Source organism: Snuella sedimenti (assembly GCF_016428595.1).
In the GTDB taxonomy this organism is placed as follows: Bacteria; Bacteroidota; Bacteroidia; order Flavobacteriales; family Flavobacteriaceae; genus Snuella; species Snuella sedimenti.
Genome location: NZ_JAELVQ010000011.1, coordinates 115,629 through 133,219 on the forward strand (window position 1 = coordinate 115,629; position 17,591 = coordinate 133,219).

The following is a 17,591-nucleotide window of genomic DNA, read 5'->3' on the forward strand; positions in this document are numbered from 1 at the left end:
TTTACTCGATAACAGAGATTTAAATGCTCCGAGTTTTGTTTCGAAATCAGAACACCGTTTCCTGTAAATGACTTGGGCTTGCCCCCAAGATAATTTACTAGGTACTAGGTTATTCTTTGTTATCCCCTTTGTTTTGTTTCGCTTCTTTCATGGCTTCACCAATTTGGTTGCTGGCCGTAAAACTAGCTACCATGTCGTTAAGCATATTGCTGCCAGCTTGTGGTGAATTTGGCAGAAGAATTAAGTTGCTGTTTGTTTCGCTGCCAATAGCCTGTAGCGTGTCGTAGTGTTGCGTAACAACAATTAAGGCTGAGGCTTCTTGCGAATTGATCCCTACGCGGTTTAAGACATCTACAGATTCTTCAAGGCCTCGTGCAATTTCACGACGTTGGTCTGCAATACCTTGGCCTTGTAAACGTTTGCTTTCTGCTTCTGCTTTTGCTTTTTCAACAATTAAAATACGAGCGGCATCTCCTTCAAATTGAGCTGCGATTTTTTCACGCTCCGAAGCATTAATGCGGTTCATGGCTTCTTTTACTTGAGCGTCCGGGTCAATATCGGTAACAAGGGTTTTTATTATGTCAAAACCGTAATCCGACATGGCATCATTAAGTTCGGCCTTTACTGCCAGTGCGATGTCATCTTTTTTAACAAACACATCATCTAACTTCATTTTAGGAACTTCGGCACGTACCACATCAAAGACGTAACTTGTTATTTGATCGTGTGGGTAATCAAGCTTATAAAACGCATCGTACACTTTGTCTCTTATAACTTTGTATTGCACCGAAACCTTTAAGCGTACAAATACATCATCCAATGTTTTGGTTTCAATAATAACATCCAGTTGCTGAATTTTTAGGCTTAATCTACCAGCGATTCTATCGACTAATGGGATTTTAAATTGTGGGCCTGAATGGCGAATACTCTGAAACTTTCCAAAGCGCTCAATAATGCCAGCAGTTTGCTGCTTTACAATAAAAAAAGATGAGATTAAAATAATTAATCCAATAAAAATGATAGGAATAAAGTAGTAGTTCATAATAGCTGTTTAAAAAATTAAGATATAAAATTTATATTATATTTGAGGTTTACCAAACAGTATGCACTGCAGTAAACAACCAAAAAGTTAATCAATAAAACATCCATGACCAAAAGTTTTGTTAAACAACATAATGATTATGTGTGTGTTATGTCTGTCTTTCGGCAAAAGCGGTCTCACTATTGAAAATGCAATAAAAAATAAACAAATGAAACGAACATTAACAAATTTTAAAAATTGCTTCACAAAAAGTAATGTTTAAAATTTTTAATGTGAGAACGAGTGCAACGGGAGCTTACATTCGTTCTTAATTTTTAATTAACATTTAGTCAAAATAATTACTAAAATTTAAACGAATGAAATTTAAGCATTACATTCTATTAGTAGCACTAACCATGGGTTTTGTTACAAAAAGTTTTTCACAGCATAAAACATATGCCATTACCAACGGGATTGGTATTTTTGGGGGGCTAACAAAGTTTGATATCCAAACGGACAATTTTGTCACGAAACAAGGAGATGGCTTTTTGGGAGGGTTATCTGCAACGGTCGATATTCCCCATAGATGGTATAATATGAGCTATGGGATGCAGCTATCGGAAAATTATATTCATATTTTGGGGCGTCCAGATTTAATTAGTTCTGAAGAAACTTTTATTGAGTACAAACTCTTTGCTGCCCAATTGGCTTTATTGGGGCATATAAAACTAGCAGGAAACTATTTTACTATCGATGTCGGGCCTATGGTTCAGTACAACGGTAAATTGGAGCTAAAGGATAAAAGCCAGGAAGGTTATTATATAAATGATTATGCAAATGTATCTGCCGCGGACATTGCTAATATCTCGAAAGTTAACTTTAATGGAGTAGTGGGAGCTACAGCAGGCATTAAAAACTTTAAGTTGAAGGCGCAGTATATTTATGGGGTCACCAATATATTGAAGAAGTTAAATACACAAGATGCGCTTAAAGGTGAAAACGAGAGTTTTAAAGGCAATCAGTCCATGTTGGTTTTTGGTGCAATGTTTTGCTTTTAACCAAAAGACTAACTGCCTTTAAAGGGTTTTTATTGTAATTGGTGCATCATAGTTTCGATACGCTTTATGGTTTCTGTTTTGCCTATTAAGTACATAATATCGAATACATCGGGGCCTTGTAGGGCGCCTACCAATGCTAAACGTAATGGCATCATAACTTTTCCAAAGCCTATTTCATTGGAGGTGATCCAGCCTTTAATAGTTGATTGAAGCTGCTCAGCACTATAATCGTTATCATTAATAGAATTGATGGTTGTTACTAATTCAGACAAAAGTTTTGGCGTTTCTTCTTTAAAGGCTTTTTTAGCAGCCTTTTCGTCATAAGTTATAGGTGCTTGAAAGAAATAATGACTTAAATTCCATAAATCACTAACGAAATTAGCACGTTCTTTAATTAGGCCTACAGCTAAAGCTATATAGTTAATATCAATATTGGCCAATGCTGGTTGTTCAGCTTTAAAAGCTTCTGCCAGAGTTTCATTACTTTGTTCCTGCATGTAGTGGTGGTTAAACCATTTAATTTTATCAGGATCAAAACGAGCACCAGATTTATTAACACGGCTTAAATCAAAAGCACCAATGAGTTCGTCCAAGCTAAAAATTTCTTGTTCGGTACCAGGATTCCATCCCAAAAAGGCTAAGAAGTTAATCATGGCATCGGCAAAATAACCATCTTCTCTATAGCCTCGGGAGATGTCTTGGGTCTTTGGATCTTGCCATTGAAGTGGAAATACAGGAAACCCTAATTTATCACCATCACGTTTACTTAATTTTCCTTTACCTGTTGGTTTTAATATCAGGGGTAAATGCGCAAATTGGGGAGCTTCCCATCCAAAAGCGGTATATAGCTGTTGGTGTAATGCTAAGGAAGGCAGCCATTCTTCGCCACGAATAACATGTGAGATTTCCATTAAATGGTCGTCTACTATATTGGCAAGGTGATAGGTGGGCATACCATCACTTTTAAATAGTACTTTGTCGTCTAAAATATTGGTGTCAATTTTTATGTCCCCTCGAATAATATCTTTCAAATGCAGTACCTCATCCTGTGGGGATTTAAAACGTATTACATAATCGTCTCCCGCATCTAATTTTGATTTTACGGTTGCTTCTGAAAGGGATAAGGAGTTGTTTAATTTTAAGCGGTTATGCCAATTGTAAATAAACGTTTTTCCTTGAGATTCATGATCTTTTCTATGTGAATCAAGACTTTCGGCGGTATCAAATGCGTAGTAGGCGTTGCCGGAAGCAATCAATTCTTCAGCATAAGCTTTATAGAGGTGTTTGCGCTCGCTTTGGCGGTAGGGGCCAAATGTTTCGTTTTTACCTGGCCCTTCATCAAACGGAATGTTACACCAATTTAAGGCATCTATAATGTATTTTTCGGCACCCGGAACATACCTGTTTTGATCGGTATCTTCTATCCTTAGGATAAATGTACCATTGTATTTTTTGGCGAATAAATAGTTGAATAGGGCAGTTCTAACACCTCCAATATGTAATGGGCCAGTTGGACTTGGTGCAAACCGCACGCGAACGTTTTTGGTCATGTTTATATAGTTTTTAACTTATGTTAAGTTCAATTAACGGTCGAAATAGAAATTCTGGCGAGTGTTACATTGTGTCCGGTTGATAATGACTCTCAGAATTTGGTTGCAAAGATACAATTAACACATAATTATAATCAGTGTACTAAATAAAATTGTAGTTTAGTAAGTTATAATATAAGTCGGAGTGTCAGTTTATTTACAGAATGGATAGTTTTAGTATCATAAAAGAAAAGTTAGAAAGTTTTATCAAAAGATATTACACAAACGAATTGCTTAAAGGTGCTATTTTGTTTTTTGCAATTGGTGTTTTGTATTTTTTGTTGACATTGTTTATTGAGCATATTCTATGGTTAGATCCTCTAGCGAGAACGTTTTTGTTTTGGTTGTTTATAGCTGTAGAGCTTGTTTTATTGGCTAAGTTCATTGTGTTGCCATTGGCTAAATTGTTCAAGTTACAGAAGGGTATTGATTATAAAGGCGCTTCATTGATAATTGGCAAACACTTCCCGGAAGTAAACGATAAATTGTTAAATGTACTCCAGTTGCATCAAAGTTCAAGGCAATCGGAGTTGTTGTTGGCAAGTATAGAGCAAAAGTCATTGGAGCTTAAACCAGTACCGTTTAAATTGGCCGTTAACTATGGGGCTAATATAAAGTATCTTAAATACGCCATGATACCCGTGCTTGTTATTTTGGCTGTTACGATAACGGGTAATTTAAAATGGTTTAGCGATAGTTATGAGCGTGTTGTACATTATAAAATGGCTTATGTGCCGCCTGCTCCATTTCAATTTTTTATTTTAAATAAGGATTTAACGGCTCTAGAAAACAAGGATTATACTTTAAGTGTTAAAACGGTTGGAGATATTGTTCCGGAAAATGTTCAGGTTGTTTATAGTGACGAGGTTTATATTATGCAGCAAACAGGTATTGGTAGTTTTGCTTTTAAGTTTTCTTCTCCTAAAACAGATATTGAGTTTCGATTAAAAGCTAATAATATTGAGTCCAGGCAGTATAAGTTAGACGTTGTTAAAGTGCCTGCCATCACTAGTTTCGATATGATTTTGGATTATCCTGCTTATACAAATAAGAATAGCGATCGCTTTATGAGTACCGGTAATGCAATAGTTCCAGAAGGAACGAGGGTGACTTGGGAACTACGTGCTAATGCGGCAGAGCACATTCATTTGTATGCTAAGGATACCGTTTTGTTTGCTTTAAGTGATAAAGGTGTTTTTAACGCTTCTAAGCGCGTTTTTTCAAATTTTGAATATACCTTAAGCGCTAGCAACGAAAAGCTTCCCAATTATGAGAATTTGGCTTTTACTATCAATGTAGTTAAGGATGAGTATCCCGAGATGAAATTAAGGATGGTAAAAGATAGTGTGGATTTACAAACACTTTATTTCTATGGGCAGGTAAGTGACGATTACGGTTTCAGTAAACTACAGTTGGTCTATTACCCTTCAGGAAACGAGGAGGATAAGCACTTTGAATCAATACCGTTTTCTAATTCGAATATTTCTGAGTTTATTAGTGCTTTCCCTAATGGACTAAGCATTCAGCCTGGTATTCCTTACGAACTTTATTTCGAAGTTTTTGACAACGATGCAGTTAACAGGTACAAAAGCGTTAAAAGTAATGTTTTCTCTTATCGTAAGCGAACCGGTGAAGAGGAAGTGGAAAAGCAATTGGGGAGCCAGAAAGAGACAATTCAGGATTTGAATAAGGCTTTTGAGAAGCTTAATGAACAGGATAAAAAGCTAATGGAGCTAACGAATACGCAAAAGGAAAAAACAAACCTTTCGTTTAATGATAAGAAAAAAATAGAAGCCTTTTTAAAGCGACAGAAGCAGCAGGATGAAATGATGAAGCATTTCAATGAAAAATTGAAGGACAATTTAGAGAATTTAAAAGACGAGCATCAAAAGGAGGATTTGTTTAAAAAAGACTTAGAACAACGGTTAAAAGAAAATGAAGACCAGCTTAAGAGAGATGAGGAGTTGCTGAAGGAGTTGGAAAAGCTACAAGAAAAAATAAATAAAGAAGAACTGGTTCAAAAGTTAGAACAGTTAGCTAAGCAAAATAAGAACAAAAAACGAAGTCTAGAGCAGCTATTGGAATTGACAAAGCGTTTTTATGTGCAAAAGAAACTTGAAAGGTTGAAAGAAGATTTGGCCAAGCAAGCAATTGAACAAGAAAAGCTGTCTAATACTGATGATGATGATAATACCAAGGAGAAACAAGAGGCGTTAAATAAGGAGTTTGACGATTTTAAAAAGTCTTTAGAGGAGCTAAAGCAAGAGAGCGATAAATTAAAAAAGCCAATAGATATCCCACAAGATAAGCTAGATGAGCGTGAGATAGACCAAGAGCAGGATAAGGCGTCAGAATCTCTGGAAAAAAAGGAACAGGAATCATCGTCAGAAGGTGATGGCCCAACCTCTGAAGAGAAGCGTAAAGAGGAGCTTAATAAGGCTAAGCAAAGCCAAAAGAAGGCTGCTAAGAAAATGATGAAAATGAGTCAGAATATGGCACAATCCATGATGTCTGGCGGGGGAGATCAGATGCAAGAAGATATTGAGATGTTGCGTCAAATATTGGATAATCTCGTGTTGTTTTCTTTCGACCAAGAGGCGCTCATGGAACAGTTTAAAACGATTGAGGAAAACCATAATAAGTACGCTACTTTTTTGAGAAAGCAAAACAGTCTGCGTGAACATTTTGAGCATATTGATGATAGTTTGTTTGCCTTATCGCTTAGAAATCCCAAGTTATCTGAAACGGTGAACAAAGAAATAAACGAAGTCTTTTTTAACATAGACAAGTCCTTAGGGCAATTGTCCGAAAATCAAATTTACCAAGGCGTAGCTAGTCAGCAATTTGCTGTTACATCTGCTAATAATCTAGCGGACTTTCTAAGCGATGTCCTTGATAACATGCAAGAGAATATGAGTTTGTCACCTGGGCAGGGAGGAAAAGGCGAGATGCAGTTACCAGATATTATCATGAGTCAAGAAGAATTGAATAAGAAGATGGAACAAGGGTTGAAAGAGGGAGAGCAAAACAAAGGTGAATCAAGAAAAGGTAAAGAAGGAGAAGAAGAAGGAGAAGATGGGGAGAAAGACGGTAAGGGGAGAGAGGGGAATACAACAGGTGAAGGTGATGGGGATAGCGAGCGAATGAATGGTGCGTTATATGAAATTTACCAAGAACAGCAACGATTGCGTCAAGCGTTAGAAGAGAAACTGATTAAAGAAGGTGGTAATGGAGACAATAATAGGTTGCTTAAAGAGATGGAGCATATCGAGTTGGAGTTATTAAACAAAGGTTTTACCAATCAAACTTTAAGGAAAATGATGAATCTCCAGCATCAATTATTAAAATTGGATAATGCTACATTCCAGCAAGGAAAGGATAATAAAAGAGAGTCAGAGACCAATAATACAAATTTTGATGGGGTCGATCTTAATCAGATTCAAAAGGCTAAACAATATTTTCAGACTACAGAAATATTGAACAGACAAACATTACCTTTGCAGCAACTTTATAAAAAGAAAGTACAATTGTATTTTAAACAAAGGGATGATTAACTTTAATTATGAGACAGCCTTTAGGTTAAAGGAAGAGGACAGGATTTCAGCATGGATTTCTGGTGTAATAGATTCTGAAGGATTTAAAGAAGATGAGGTTAACTACATTTTTTGCGATGATGAATACTTGCATAAAATTAATGTTGAATTCTTAAACCATGACACCTTAACAGATATAATTAGTTTTGATTATACGGTAGGAAAAATCATTCAAGGAGATGTTTTTATATCTATAGAGCGTGTTGTGGAGAATGCAAATGATTTTGAAGTTCCTTTTGATGAAGAGTTAAGGCGCGTCATGGTTCATGGTGTGTTGCATTATTGTGGCTATAAGGATAAAAGTGATGAGGACGCCTCTTTAATGAGGGATAAGGAAAACCATTACTTAAATGCTTTTGTGTAATATTCCTTATTTCGGCGTATATTTGCAAACTATTTTTAGGAACAGTTGAATTCGATGTTCCACGTGGAACAATGTAAAAGCATTTCTTTGGGTGGTGTCTTTTGTGAAAGTAAAAAAGTATAATTATGTTTAACGAGGTTTATGATGTAATCGTGGTTGGTGCTGGTCACGCTGGTAGTGAAGCCGCTGCTGCGGCTGCAAATATGGGTAGTAAGACCTTGCTTATTACAATGAATTTGCAAAATATTGCTCAGATGTCTTGTAACCCTGCAATGGGTGGTATTGCAAAAGGACAGATTGTTAGAGAAATTGATGCTCTTGGTGGGTATAGTGGTATTGTTTCTGATACGTCGGCAATTCAATTTAAAATGCTCAACAAATCAAAGGGGCCCGCTATGTGGAGTCCTAGGGTGCAAAGTGACCGTATGCGTTTTGCAGAAGATTGGAGATTAATGCTTGAGAAAACGCCTAATTTAGATTTTTATCAGGAAATGGTTTCTGGTTTGTTAATTGAAAAGGAAAAGGTCGTTGGTGTAAAGACGTCTTTAGGTGTTGAGATACGGACCAGGTCGGTTGTCTTGACAAATGGTACTTTTTTAAATGGATTGATTCATATAGGAGACAAAAATTTTGGTGGTGGTAGAGCAGGAGAGAAACAAGCGACGGGCATAACGGAGCAATTAGTAGATCTTGGATTTGATTCTGGAAGAATGAAAACGGGAACGCCGCCACGGGTTGATGGGCGTTCTTTGGATTTTTCTAAAATGGTTGAGCAGCCAGGAGATGATAATCCAGATAAGTTTTCTTATTTGGATATTACAAAGCCTCTTGAGAAACAACGTTCGTGTTACATGACTTATACCAGTGAATTGGTTCACAATTTGTTGCGCGAAGGGTTTGATAGGTCGCCTATGTTTAACGGTCGTATCAAGAGCCTGGGGCCAAGATATTGTCCGTCAATAGAAGATAAGATTAATAGGTTTGCGGATAAGGATAGGCATCAATTGTTTATAGAGCCTGAAGGTTGGAATACTGTCGAGGTTTATGTTAATGGGTTTTCAACCTCGCTTCCTGAAGATGTTCAATTTAAAGCCTTGCGTTCTGTCGTTGGATTTGAAAAGGTTAAGTTTTTTAGACCAGGATATGCTATTGAATACGATTATTTTCCGCCAACACAGCTTAAACATACCCTGGAAACAAAACTGATTGCTGGCTTGTATTTTGCGGGACAGATAAACGGTACTACCGGTTATGAGGAAGCGGCTTCGCAAGGTTTAATGGCTGGTATTAATGCTAGCTTAAAAGTACAAGAGCGAGAAGCATTCGCTTTAAAAAGAGACGAGGCTTACATAGGCGTTTTGATAGATGATTTGATTACGAAAGGTACGGAGGAGCCTTATAGGATGTTTACATCTAGAGCAGAATATAGAACTTTGCTCAGACAGGATAATGCAGATTTTAGGTTAACGCCTAAGGGGTATGATCTAGGTTTGGCGTCTGAAAAGCGCATGAAAAGAATGGAAGAAAAGCGTGATAAGGCTGAAGGGTTTGTGTCTTTTTTTAGAAACACAAGCGTTAAGCCAGAGGAGGCTAATCCAGTTCTAGAAGCTAAAGGTTCTGCGCCTGTCAAGCAATCGGATAAAATGTTTAAAATATATTCAAGACCAAATATTACCATAGAAGATGTTAGAAAATTCGCGGCGGTCGAGGAGTATATTTTGGAGCATGACCTAGACAATGAGGTCGTAGAACAGACAGAAATACAGGTGAAGTATTCAGGTTATATTGCTAAAGAAAAGAATAATGCCGATAAACTGAGCCGATTGGAGTATGTGAAAATTCCAGAAAATTTTGATTACTCGAAGATTAAATCTATGAGTTTTGAGGCGCGAGAAAAGCTAAAAAAAGTGCAACCAACAACCGTGTCTCAAGCATCACGAATTAGCGGTGTGTCACCAAACGATATTTCTGTATTGTTGGTTTATATGGGACGTTAAGTTGTGTTCTAGTTTTAGAGAATAATTCACTTAGTGTTGTAGTTTCAATAAATGTTTTATCATGTTCCACGTGGAACGTGTTGTGGAAATTTGTTTTTATTTCCCTTTTATAGGGGTGTGAGATTTATTTAATGGTTAAAGGAAAAACGTATTTAAGAGTAAAAGACTATTCCGTTTCCGGAGAAGAATTTGATTTGGTTTTAAATTCTGAATTCGATTTTTTAGAAACATTTCCAAAACCTTCCGAAAGTAAACTGCCAGAATATTATAAAAGCGAAGATTACATTTCGCATACAGATACCAAGCGAAACACTTTTGAAAAGGCATATCATTTTGTTAGAAAAATGGCCTTGAAGCGTAAGTTGAGTTTAATCAATTCGTTCGGCTTAAAGGGAAAAAAACTTTTGGATGTAGGTTGTGGGACTGGTGATTTTCTAAAAGTAGCTAAAGATGATAAGTGGGAGGTGTTTGGTGTCGAACCAAATGAACAGGCTCGAACAATGGCTAATCAAAAAACAGGAAACGCTGTTTTTGAAACCGATCGGCTTTTAAAATTCCCAGAAGCCAGTTTTGATGTTATTTCGCTTTGGCATGTTTTGGAACATTTGCCGAATTTACATGAACAAATAATTTTGTTTAAAAAATTATTAAAACCTGATGGCGTACTAATAATAGCGGTTCCTAATTATAAAAGTTATGATGCATACTATTATAAAAAGTATTGGGCTGCTTACGACGTGCCAAGGCACCTTTGGCATTTTTCAAGGACATCTGTTTCAAAATTATTCGAAAAGCAAGATATGGTGGTTAAAAAAATTAAGCCGATGTGGTTCGATGCGTTTTATGTAAGTATGCTTTCCGAAAAATATAAGACAAGAAAGATGAATCCAATTATGGGTTTTTGGGTTGGGTGTCTTTCAAATTGTAAAGCCTTGATCACAAAGGAGTGTTCTTCTTTGATTTACATCATTAAAAACACAGAAAAATAATTTTAAGCCCCTTGTTTGTTTTTAGGTCTTTTTAAATAAGCAAACACCTTGTGTTTTTTTTAAAGCCTCTTAAAACGCTTTATTTGAGCTTGTTTTTTATAATTATTTTCTATTTTATGGTGGTTTCGAAATAGTTTTTTTCTATATCATTGAAACTGAATTATTTTTGCTTTAAATTATATTTTACTTTGCTACTTTTGTCCGAATCAAAAAAATAAAAAAATGAAGAATATATTTTACGTATTGCTTTTTGTGTTTGTGTTGTCGTCGTGTCAGAATGCACAAAAAATTGGTTTTGTAAATAACAGCATTGTTGTTAACGATTTTCAAAAGAAGAAAGATTTAGAGGAAAAGTTTAAAGGAAAAGATGAAGCTTTTCAAAAGAGGGCAGATAGTATTGGGAAAGCATTTCAGTTGGAAGTGCAAGAGACGCAATTAAAAGCTCAAAAATCATCTCAAAAGAAAGCGCAAGAATTAATGGGGGGATTGCAACAAAAGCAACAGTTGCTACAGCAACAGATGCAGTTCGAGCAGCAGCAGTTACAGCAAGCATTCCAATCGGAAATCGATTCTGTAATAATTAAGGTTAAGGATTTTGTCAAGGATTATGGAAAAACAAATGGCTATACATATATCTTAGGGACTAGCGATGCCGCAGCAACAGTTTTATATGGAACCGAAGAGAATGATTTAACGCAAATTATTTTAGATGCTCTAAACGCAGAATATAAAAAGTAATAGAAAGCTTTATTAAAGACTAAAATTGTATTTAAACCCTTTTGAATAAAATTCAAAAGGGTTTTTTTATCTGATAATAGCAATAAAAAACTCCTGCCATTTAGCTTAGCAGGAGTTAACAATAAAAGTTAGAACCCTCATTCTCTTTTATCTGTTATTTTAAAATCGTTTATTATATATTCTCAGCGATATATTCTAACACCTTATTAATTTCATACAAACTTCTTTTTGTTTTAGAAGCTTGGAAAACTATTTTTTTATTAGGTGTTTTAAGGATGCTTAAGGCCTTATCACGACCTTTAGCTTCTCCAATATCTTCTGGTTTTATACTATTTAAACACGTTTTTAATTTTTCTATGGTTTCTTGTGGCACAGAACCATTATAAGTGCCAGTCTTCTCTACATTATCAATACCATGGTATATAACATGTCCGTTTTCAAACAACCATAAATCAAAAACAGGGCATCCGTTCAAGGATTTCCCTTTAGAAAGTTTAATAAAGGCCTCACTAAGCTTAGGGAGCTCTTTATGATTGTTTTTAAAATACGATGCCAAGTTCATTGGGACTTGTCTTTTTTTTCACTAATTTTTTTTAAAGTTTGCCGATTTGCGTCAAAGACTTACTGATTTGGGGACATGCTTTGGCGCAAATTAGCTAACTCAACCTTTTCAGATTATTAATCTGACATAACAGCACATAACACTTTAGGTTGTTCAATAAAATGTAGGTAGATCAAAAATGGGGCTTGGGGCAATATCGGGACATTATTGGGGCGGCAATATCCCGACTATATGTATATATAACAGTTATAAAAGGAAACACCCTACTTTTATATTTAATTTTTTTAAATTTGACAGCTAAGTTTAGTTGTATTTTTGTGTATATGAATAGTGAGACCCAATCTGTATGTAAGGAAGAAACCTACGAATTCCTTTTTAATGCGCATGCCAAAACATTACATAATTTTGTATACTACAAATGTGGAGATACACAACAGGCGGAAGACATTGTTCAAGAAGCGTTTATAAAACTTTGGGATAATTGTGCCAAGGTAATATTCGGAAAGGCTAAATCCTATTTATTTACTGTTGCAAGAAACCTTTTTTATAATGAGGCAGCACACAAAAAAATAGTTCTTGAACACCAAGCACTTTCTGTTAATGATAGTACAAATGAGACACCTGAGTTTTTATTGGAAGAGAAAGAATTTATGAAAAAACTCAAGGCAGTCATCGCTAGCTTGCCCGAAAAGCAGCGAGAGGTTTTTTTGTTGAGTAGGATAGACAAGAAGAAATATGCCGAGATCTCTGAAATAGTAGGCATCTCTGTTAAGGCTGTAGAGAAGCGTATGAGTCAAGCCTTGGTTACTTTAAGAGAGCAATTAGGGGATATATAATGCCACCAGATTTATAATGCTCAAAATAAACGTAGCAATTTTTAAGATAAAAAAGGTATAAAGTAGGGTAAATCTCTAATCAACTGTTTTATAAGCATAAGAACATTACTATATGAAAGCATTTAATAATGATGATTCCTTTTTGGCAAGATGGATTTCGGGAGAATTATCTGCAGAAGAGCTTGACGCTTTTAAAAGGTCTAAAGAGTATTCACTTTTCAATAAAATTAACGAAACTTCTACACGGCTTAAGGCTCCTGAGTTTGATGCACAAACCAGTTTTATCAAATTAAGTAAACGAAACTTAACCAAAACAAAAGAGTTCGTTGGGTATAAACGTAACATTATCCCTAATTGGGCTTATGCGGCGGCGGCTATGATTGTTTTGGCTTTTGGCGTGTTTTATTTTCTAAATACTGGAACACAATTTAGAACAGGCTTTAGTGAGCAACTAGCTGTTGTACTTCCAGATGATTCTAAAGTGCAATTAAATGCCAATTCGCAGTTGGATTTTAAAAAGATAAACTGGAGCGATAATAGGTTATTGCATCTTAAAGGAGAAGCCTTTTTTGATGTGGAAAAAGGAGCTAGCTTTAAAGTCCTTACAGAAGAGGGTATTGTTGAAGTTTTAGGTACCGAGTTTAATGTTATTGCGAGAAATGGTTATTTTGAAGTACAATGCAAAGAAGGCAAGGTAAAAGTAACCTGTACACTAATACAAAAAGAGGCTGTATTGCTACCGGGAAATGCGCTTCGACTAGTTGATAATGTTTTGGAAACTTGGAATTTTAATATAACAGAGCCCTCTTGGTTGATAGGGGAAAGTACATTTAAAAATACACCTATTTCACAAGTTTTAATAGCTCTGGAAAACCAATACAATATAACTTGCGATGTCGCTAATATAGATTTAAACAAGCGTTTTACTGGTGGGTTTCCACATAACGATTTAAAATTGGCCTTAAAAATGGTTACTACACCAATGGAATATTCCTATACGTTTAATGAAGCTAAAGGTGTTATCGTTCTTAATTCAAATAACAAAAACTAGATTTTATAATTAGTTTAGAATATTATCTTAAATTTAAGGTGTTATTTGAATGAACCAATGGCCTAAATGAAATACAAACTAGCAATTCCCTTATTATTTGTTACGTTTTTTGGAATGTCTCAAGAAAAGGCAACAGTAAACTATTCCAATACGGCTTTAAATACCGTCTTTGCAGATTTAGAAACCAAGTTCAATATTAAATTCTCCTATAATTCAGAAATAGTCAATGATCAATTTGTCAACTTAAATATAGATGATGCCACATTACTTGAGCTATTATTTGCTATTGAAGCTCAGATAAACATTCGTTTTAAAAAAGAATCAGAACGCTATTATATAGTAAAGAAGGTTAGCAAACGGAGTTTAACAGACACACAACATTTACAGCAAGTCTACATTAAAGAGTATTTAACTACCGGTATAAGTAAGGAAAATGAAGATACATCCGTTTCTTTATTACCAGAAAAGTTAGGTATTTTACCAGGACTAACAGAACCAGATGTTTTACAAAGTATTCAAATGCTTCCAGGCGTGCAAAGTCCTACAGAAACTGCATCTGGATTATTTATAAGAGGCGGTACCCCAGATCAGAATTTAGTACTATGGGATGGTATTAAGATGTATTATTCAGGACATTTTTTTGGAACAATATCAGCATTAAACCCTTATATAACAGAGGAGGTGAAGTTATATAAAAATGGCACAAAAGCACGTTATGGAAATCGGATATCCGGTGTTGTCGATATTACTTCAGATAACAAGATTCCCAAAAAAATAGAAGGGGGAGCTGGGTTTAATATGACACATGCCGATGCGCATTTAAAAGTTCCAGTAAGTGCTAAAACAGCAATAATGGTATCTGCTAGGCGATCTTTTACCGATATTTTGGATACAGAAACATTTAGGAATTTATCAAAGCGGGTGTTTCAGGAAACAAAAATATCTGAAGGCAATAAAGTGTTTGAAGATGATGAGGTAACGACAACCAAGGATCTATTTTATTTCACGGATTTCACGGTTAAAGCCATCGTGAAACCAAATGATAACAATACTATTTTAATTAGTAACCTGTTTACCAAGAATAAATTAGATTATGGATTTTTAATTGAGGACTATAATGAAGCTTCACGAGATCAATTAGATATTAAAAATCAAGGATCGAGTATAAAGTGGCATCACAACTACAATAAAGCTTTTTCGCATACCATTAACGCCTATTATTCGGGTTTTGATTTGGAATACATAGGTAGTAACAGTATTACCGACGAATTTAATGATCGATTGGATAAGCAAAATAAAATTGATGATTTAGGGTTAGCGTTCGACACTAATTGGATTGTTAATTCAACAATCACACTTGGTTTCGGTTATCAATTTGCTTCTAATCAGGTTAAGTATGCTTTAGAGTTTCAAGATAGTGAAGAGCCAGAGAATAATTTTAATGAATCAAATATTGAAACGAATAATAGTCATGTTGTTTATGCCGATTATAAATTTAAAAGATCGAATAAATGGTTGTTAAATGTTGGTTTAAGAGCGAATCACTTTTCGGTATTGAATAAGCTATTTGTTGAACCGCGATTTCAAATGGAAACGAAATTGTTCAACAATTTAAAATTTAAGGTTTCAGGTGAGAGATTGCATCAGTCTGTAAGCCAGGTTGTTGAATTTAATACGCAGGAATTTGGGTTGGAAAACCAAATTTGGGTACTATCCGATGGCGACGAAATACCAGTGCTAGAAAGTATGCAGCTTACTTCAGGATTTGTTTTTAATAAGAATGGCTGGCATATCGATGTAGAAGGTTATTTTAAGAAGATAAATGGGTTAACGTCCTTTACGCTGGGTTTTGATAATATTGATGATTTTTTCTCAAAGGGGAAGAGTAAGGTCTTGGGCTTGGATGTGTTGTTAAAGAAGAAAATTCAGGACTATAGAACATGGTTAAGTTATTCTTTAATGAATAATGATTTCACATTTGGTAACATTAACGATGGGGATGCTTTCTCTGGAAATGCAGATATAACGCATCATTTTACATGGTCGCATACCTATGAATGGGAAAACATCAATGTCTCCTTGGGTTGGAATGTAAGAACAGGAATCCCTTATACAAAAGCGAGTGGGCTTAGAGATACTCCAGATGGACCCGTTATTGATTTTGAAGAAACCAATGGAGCGCGATTACCAAACTACCACCGGCTTGATGTTTCAGCTACCTATAAATTTAACATGTCTAAAAAAGAAAGTTGGAAAGGTAAAATAGGTGTTTCCGTATTAAATGTTTATAATGAGAAAAACACTTTGAGCAGAAAATATGAGAAACGTCAAAGTAATACTGATGATAGCCAGGTGCTTCGTGAAATTAATAAAACGTCTGTTGGTTTAACACCAAATCTTGTTTTTAGAGTTGAATTTTAAATAGAACTCATCTTGACTTTTTTGATTGATGTGAAAATTAGCTATTTTGAGCTTGATGGAAGGCATTTTTAAGTTGCATAGCAGAGCTGGAATGAGAAGTTCATAGTCTATTTGCTATAGCCTAAACTGATTTTTTATGGAGTAAGCGGGTTAGTTTTATAGATAAATCGGTTAAAATAATTTTCGAATTCCCGTTACGCTCAATATGGTAAATGGCGTCTTGTAGCTCTTGGTTTATTTCTAAAATATTGTTGTTATGAACAAAAGGCGCAAAATTTTCCAGTTTAAATTTGTCTGTTTTCGTTTCTAAATAAACAAGATCTGTAGCATTGTAATTTAATAACAGTGCTTGCCTAAAAAAATCCAAGCAAAAGTGTAAAAACTGCTTTTGGGTCTCACGACCGGTTTTAGCAATATCCTCGCTCCACGAAATAAGATCATGTATAGCCGCTTTATTGCCCTTGGCCTTAAAAGCACTGCGAATCCAGAAAATAAACCAGGTTTCGAATTGCAGGTCTTCAGAATCTTGATACACAAGATCACAAGCCTTGTTAAAATTGCCATTGGCTTGGTGTGCAATCTTAGTTGCAATAGCATCCTCTAGAGTATATTTATCAATTAAGGCTTGCTTTACTGCGTTTTCGGCCAGTGGGGGGAAATGCAATACCTGGCAACGCGATCTAATGGTGTTTATTATTTGTTCTTCATCTTCAGCAATGAGAATAAAAATCGTTTTATTTGGAGGTTCTTCAATAAGTTTTAAAAGCTTATTGGCACAGGCTGTGTTCATTTTTTCAGCCATCCATATAAGCATAACTTTATAGCCGCCTTCGTAGGATTTTAAGGATAATGATTTTACAATATCCTGAGCTTCGTCTACACCTATTTGCCCTTGTTTGTTATCAACACCCAACAGTTTGTACCAATCAAATAAATTACCGTAAGGTTGCTCTTTTAGTAATTGCCGCCATTCTTCCATATAATGGCTAGAAACTGGATGGCTTTTGGCTTTACTACTCGTTGTAACAGGAAAGGCAAAATGTAGATCTGGATGTGAAAAGTTTTTAAACTTTAAGTTGCACGATTCGTTCCCATTAAGATTTTCTCCTTCAGTGTTATTGCACAAAAGATATTGAGCATACGCAATAGCTGTAGGTAAGGTGCCACTTCCTTCGGGACCAACAAACAACTGTGCATGTGGAATACGATTATTCTCAGCACTTTGAATGAGATGTGCTTTTATGTGCTCTTGTCCGATAATTTCTGAAAACAACATAGGGCAAATATAACCGAATTCATAAAAGATTACACATTAAGAGACTGTTTAAAATTCGTTTTTGAAATTTGTTATAGGTCATTTTTTTGCCAATTA

General features: G+C 35.4%; 13 protein-coding genes. 9 read left to right on the plus strand and 4 right to left on the minus strand.

The genetic code is table 11. The features are described from left to right. Nucleotides 1–109: 109 nt before the first annotated feature. Nucleotides 110–1,042, minus strand: coding sequence for an SPFH domain-containing protein (locus tag JF259_RS10190; protein WP_199115217.1), 933 nt, complete (start codon nucleotides 1,040–1,042; stop codon nucleotides 110–112). 356 nt (nucleotides 1,043–1,398) lie between these two features. Here JF259_RS10190 and JF259_RS10195 point away from each other — a divergent pair, with 356 nt between their 5' ends. Next, a complete protein-coding gene (locus JF259_RS10195) occupies nucleotides 1,399–2,079 on the plus strand; it encodes a hypothetical protein (protein ID WP_199115218.1) in 681 nt (226 codons plus the stop codon). Nucleotides 2,080–2,108: 29 nt separating this feature from the next. Here the strand turns inward: JF259_RS10195 and gltX are convergent, their stop codons facing one another. Next, a complete protein-coding gene (gene gltX, locus JF259_RS10200; RefSeq protein ID WP_199115219.1) occupies nucleotides 2,109–3,629 on the minus strand; it encodes a glutamate--tRNA ligase in 1,521 nt (506 codons plus the stop codon). Between the two features lie 203 nt (nucleotides 3,630–3,832). Here gltX and JF259_RS10205 point away from each other — a divergent pair, with 203 nt between their 5' ends. From JF259_RS10205 to JF259_RS10225, 5 genes are all read left to right on the plus strand, one after another. Then, entirely contained in the window at nucleotides 3,833–7,222 is a 3,390-nt protein-coding gene (locus JF259_RS10205) for a hypothetical protein (RefSeq protein ID WP_199115220.1), read from the plus strand. Continuing rightward, nucleotides 7,215–7,625 (plus strand): rRNA maturation RNase YbeY, encoded by a 411-nt coding sequence (ybeY, locus tag JF259_RS10210; protein ID WP_199115221.1) that lies wholly within the window; start codon nucleotides 7,215–7,217, stop codon nucleotides 7,623–7,625. Before JF259_RS10205 ends, ybeY begins: the two co-directional genes overlap by 8 nt. 125 nt (nucleotides 7,626–7,750) lie before the next feature. Continuing rightward, on the plus strand, nucleotides 7,751–9,622 hold the full coding sequence (gene mnmG, locus JF259_RS10215) for a tRNA uridine-5-carboxymethylaminomethyl(34) synthesis enzyme MnmG (RefSeq protein WP_199115222.1): 1,872 nt from the start codon (nucleotides 7,751–7,753) through the stop codon (nucleotides 9,620–9,622). 131 nt (nucleotides 9,623–9,753) lie between these two features. Beyond that, a complete protein-coding gene (locus JF259_RS10220; RefSeq protein WP_199115223.1) occupies nucleotides 9,754–10,611 on the plus strand; it encodes a class I SAM-dependent methyltransferase in 858 nt (285 codons plus the stop codon). A 222-nt stretch (nucleotides 10,612–10,833) separates the two neighbouring features. Further along, nucleotides 10,834–11,349 carry an OmpH family outer membrane protein gene (locus JF259_RS10225; protein ID WP_199115224.1) on the plus strand — a complete coding sequence of 172 codons (516 nt, stop codon included), beginning with the start codon at nucleotides 10,834–10,836 and terminating at the stop codon, nucleotides 11,347–11,349. A gap of 172 nt (nucleotides 11,350–11,521) precedes the next feature. Here the strand turns inward: JF259_RS10225 and JF259_RS10230 are convergent, their stop codons facing one another. Beyond that, nucleotides 11,522–11,911 (minus strand): DUF6438 domain-containing protein, encoded by a 390-nt coding sequence (locus JF259_RS10230; protein ID WP_199115225.1) that lies wholly within the window; start codon nucleotides 11,909–11,911, stop codon nucleotides 11,522–11,524. A 290-nt stretch (nucleotides 11,912–12,201) separates the two neighbouring features. Here JF259_RS10230 and JF259_RS10235 point away from each other — a divergent pair, with 290 nt between their 5' ends. The 3 genes from JF259_RS10235 (at nucleotide 12,202) to JF259_RS10245 (ending at nucleotide 16,219) form a co-directional block, all read left to right on the plus strand. Further along, the gene (locus tag JF259_RS10235) at nucleotides 12,202–12,747 is read left to right on the plus strand and encodes an RNA polymerase sigma factor (RefSeq protein ID WP_317192081.1); all 546 of its coding nucleotides are present in this window, start codon (nucleotides 12,202–12,204) and stop codon (nucleotides 12,745–12,747) included. Between the two features lie 112 nt (nucleotides 12,748–12,859). Continuing rightward, nucleotides 12,860–13,798, plus strand: coding sequence for a FecR family protein (locus JF259_RS10240; RefSeq protein ID WP_199115226.1), 939 nt, complete (start codon nucleotides 12,860–12,862; stop codon nucleotides 13,796–13,798). Nucleotides 13,799–13,864: 66 nt separating this feature from the next. Beyond that, the gene (locus JF259_RS10245) at nucleotides 13,865–16,219 is read left to right on the plus strand and encodes a TonB-dependent receptor plug domain-containing protein (protein ID WP_199115227.1); all 2,355 of its coding nucleotides are present in this window, start codon (nucleotides 13,865–13,867) and stop codon (nucleotides 16,217–16,219) included. 121 nt (nucleotides 16,220–16,340) lie between these two features. Here JF259_RS10245 and JF259_RS10250 read toward each other — a convergent pair whose 3' ends face one another. Next, nucleotides 16,341–17,495, minus strand: a complete 1,155-nt coding sequence (locus JF259_RS10250; RefSeq protein ID WP_199115228.1) for a DNA polymerase III subunit — start codon at nucleotides 17,493–17,495, stop codon at nucleotides 16,341–16,343. Nucleotides 17,496–17,591: the final 96 nt, after the last annotated feature.

Excerpts from the sequence above, each read along its gene's own strand:
- JF259_RS10190 (WP_199115217.1), bottom strand. The coding sequence starts at position 1,042 with ATGAACTACTACTTTATTCCTATCATTTTTATTGGATTAATTATTTTA.
- JF259_RS10195 (WP_199115218.1), top strand. The coding sequence starts at position 1,399 with ATGAAATTTAAGCATTACATTCTATTAGTAGCACTAACCATGGGTTTT.
- gltX (WP_199115219.1), bottom strand. The coding sequence starts at position 3,629 with ATGACCAAAAACGTTCGCGTGCGGTTTGCACCAAGTCCAACTGGCCCA.
- JF259_RS10205 (WP_199115220.1), top strand. The coding sequence starts at position 3,833 with ATGGATAGTTTTAGTATCATAAAAGAAAAGTTAGAAAGTTTTATCAAA.
- ybeY (WP_199115221.1), top strand. The coding sequence starts at position 7,215 with ATGATTAACTTTAATTATGAGACAGCCTTTAGGTTAAAGGAAGAGGAC.
- mnmG (WP_199115222.1), top strand. The coding sequence starts at position 7,751 with ATGTTTAACGAGGTTTATGATGTAATCGTGGTTGGTGCTGGTCACGCT.
- JF259_RS10220 (WP_199115223.1), top strand. The coding sequence starts at position 9,754 with ATGGTTAAAGGAAAAACGTATTTAAGAGTAAAAGACTATTCCGTTTCC.
- JF259_RS10225 (WP_199115224.1), top strand. The coding sequence starts at position 10,834 with ATGAAGAATATATTTTACGTATTGCTTTTTGTGTTTGTGTTGTCGTCG.
- JF259_RS10230 (WP_199115225.1), bottom strand. The coding sequence starts at position 11,911 with ATGAACTTGGCATCGTATTTTAAAAACAATCATAAAGAGCTCCCTAAG.
- JF259_RS10240 (WP_199115226.1), top strand. The coding sequence starts at position 12,860 with ATGAAAGCATTTAATAATGATGATTCCTTTTTGGCAAGATGGATTTCG.
- JF259_RS10245 (WP_199115227.1), top strand. The coding sequence starts at position 13,865 with ATGAAATACAAACTAGCAATTCCCTTATTATTTGTTACGTTTTTTGGA.
- JF259_RS10250 (WP_199115228.1), bottom strand. The coding sequence starts at position 17,495 with ATGTTGTTTTCAGAAATTATCGGACAAGAGCACATAAAAGCACATCTC.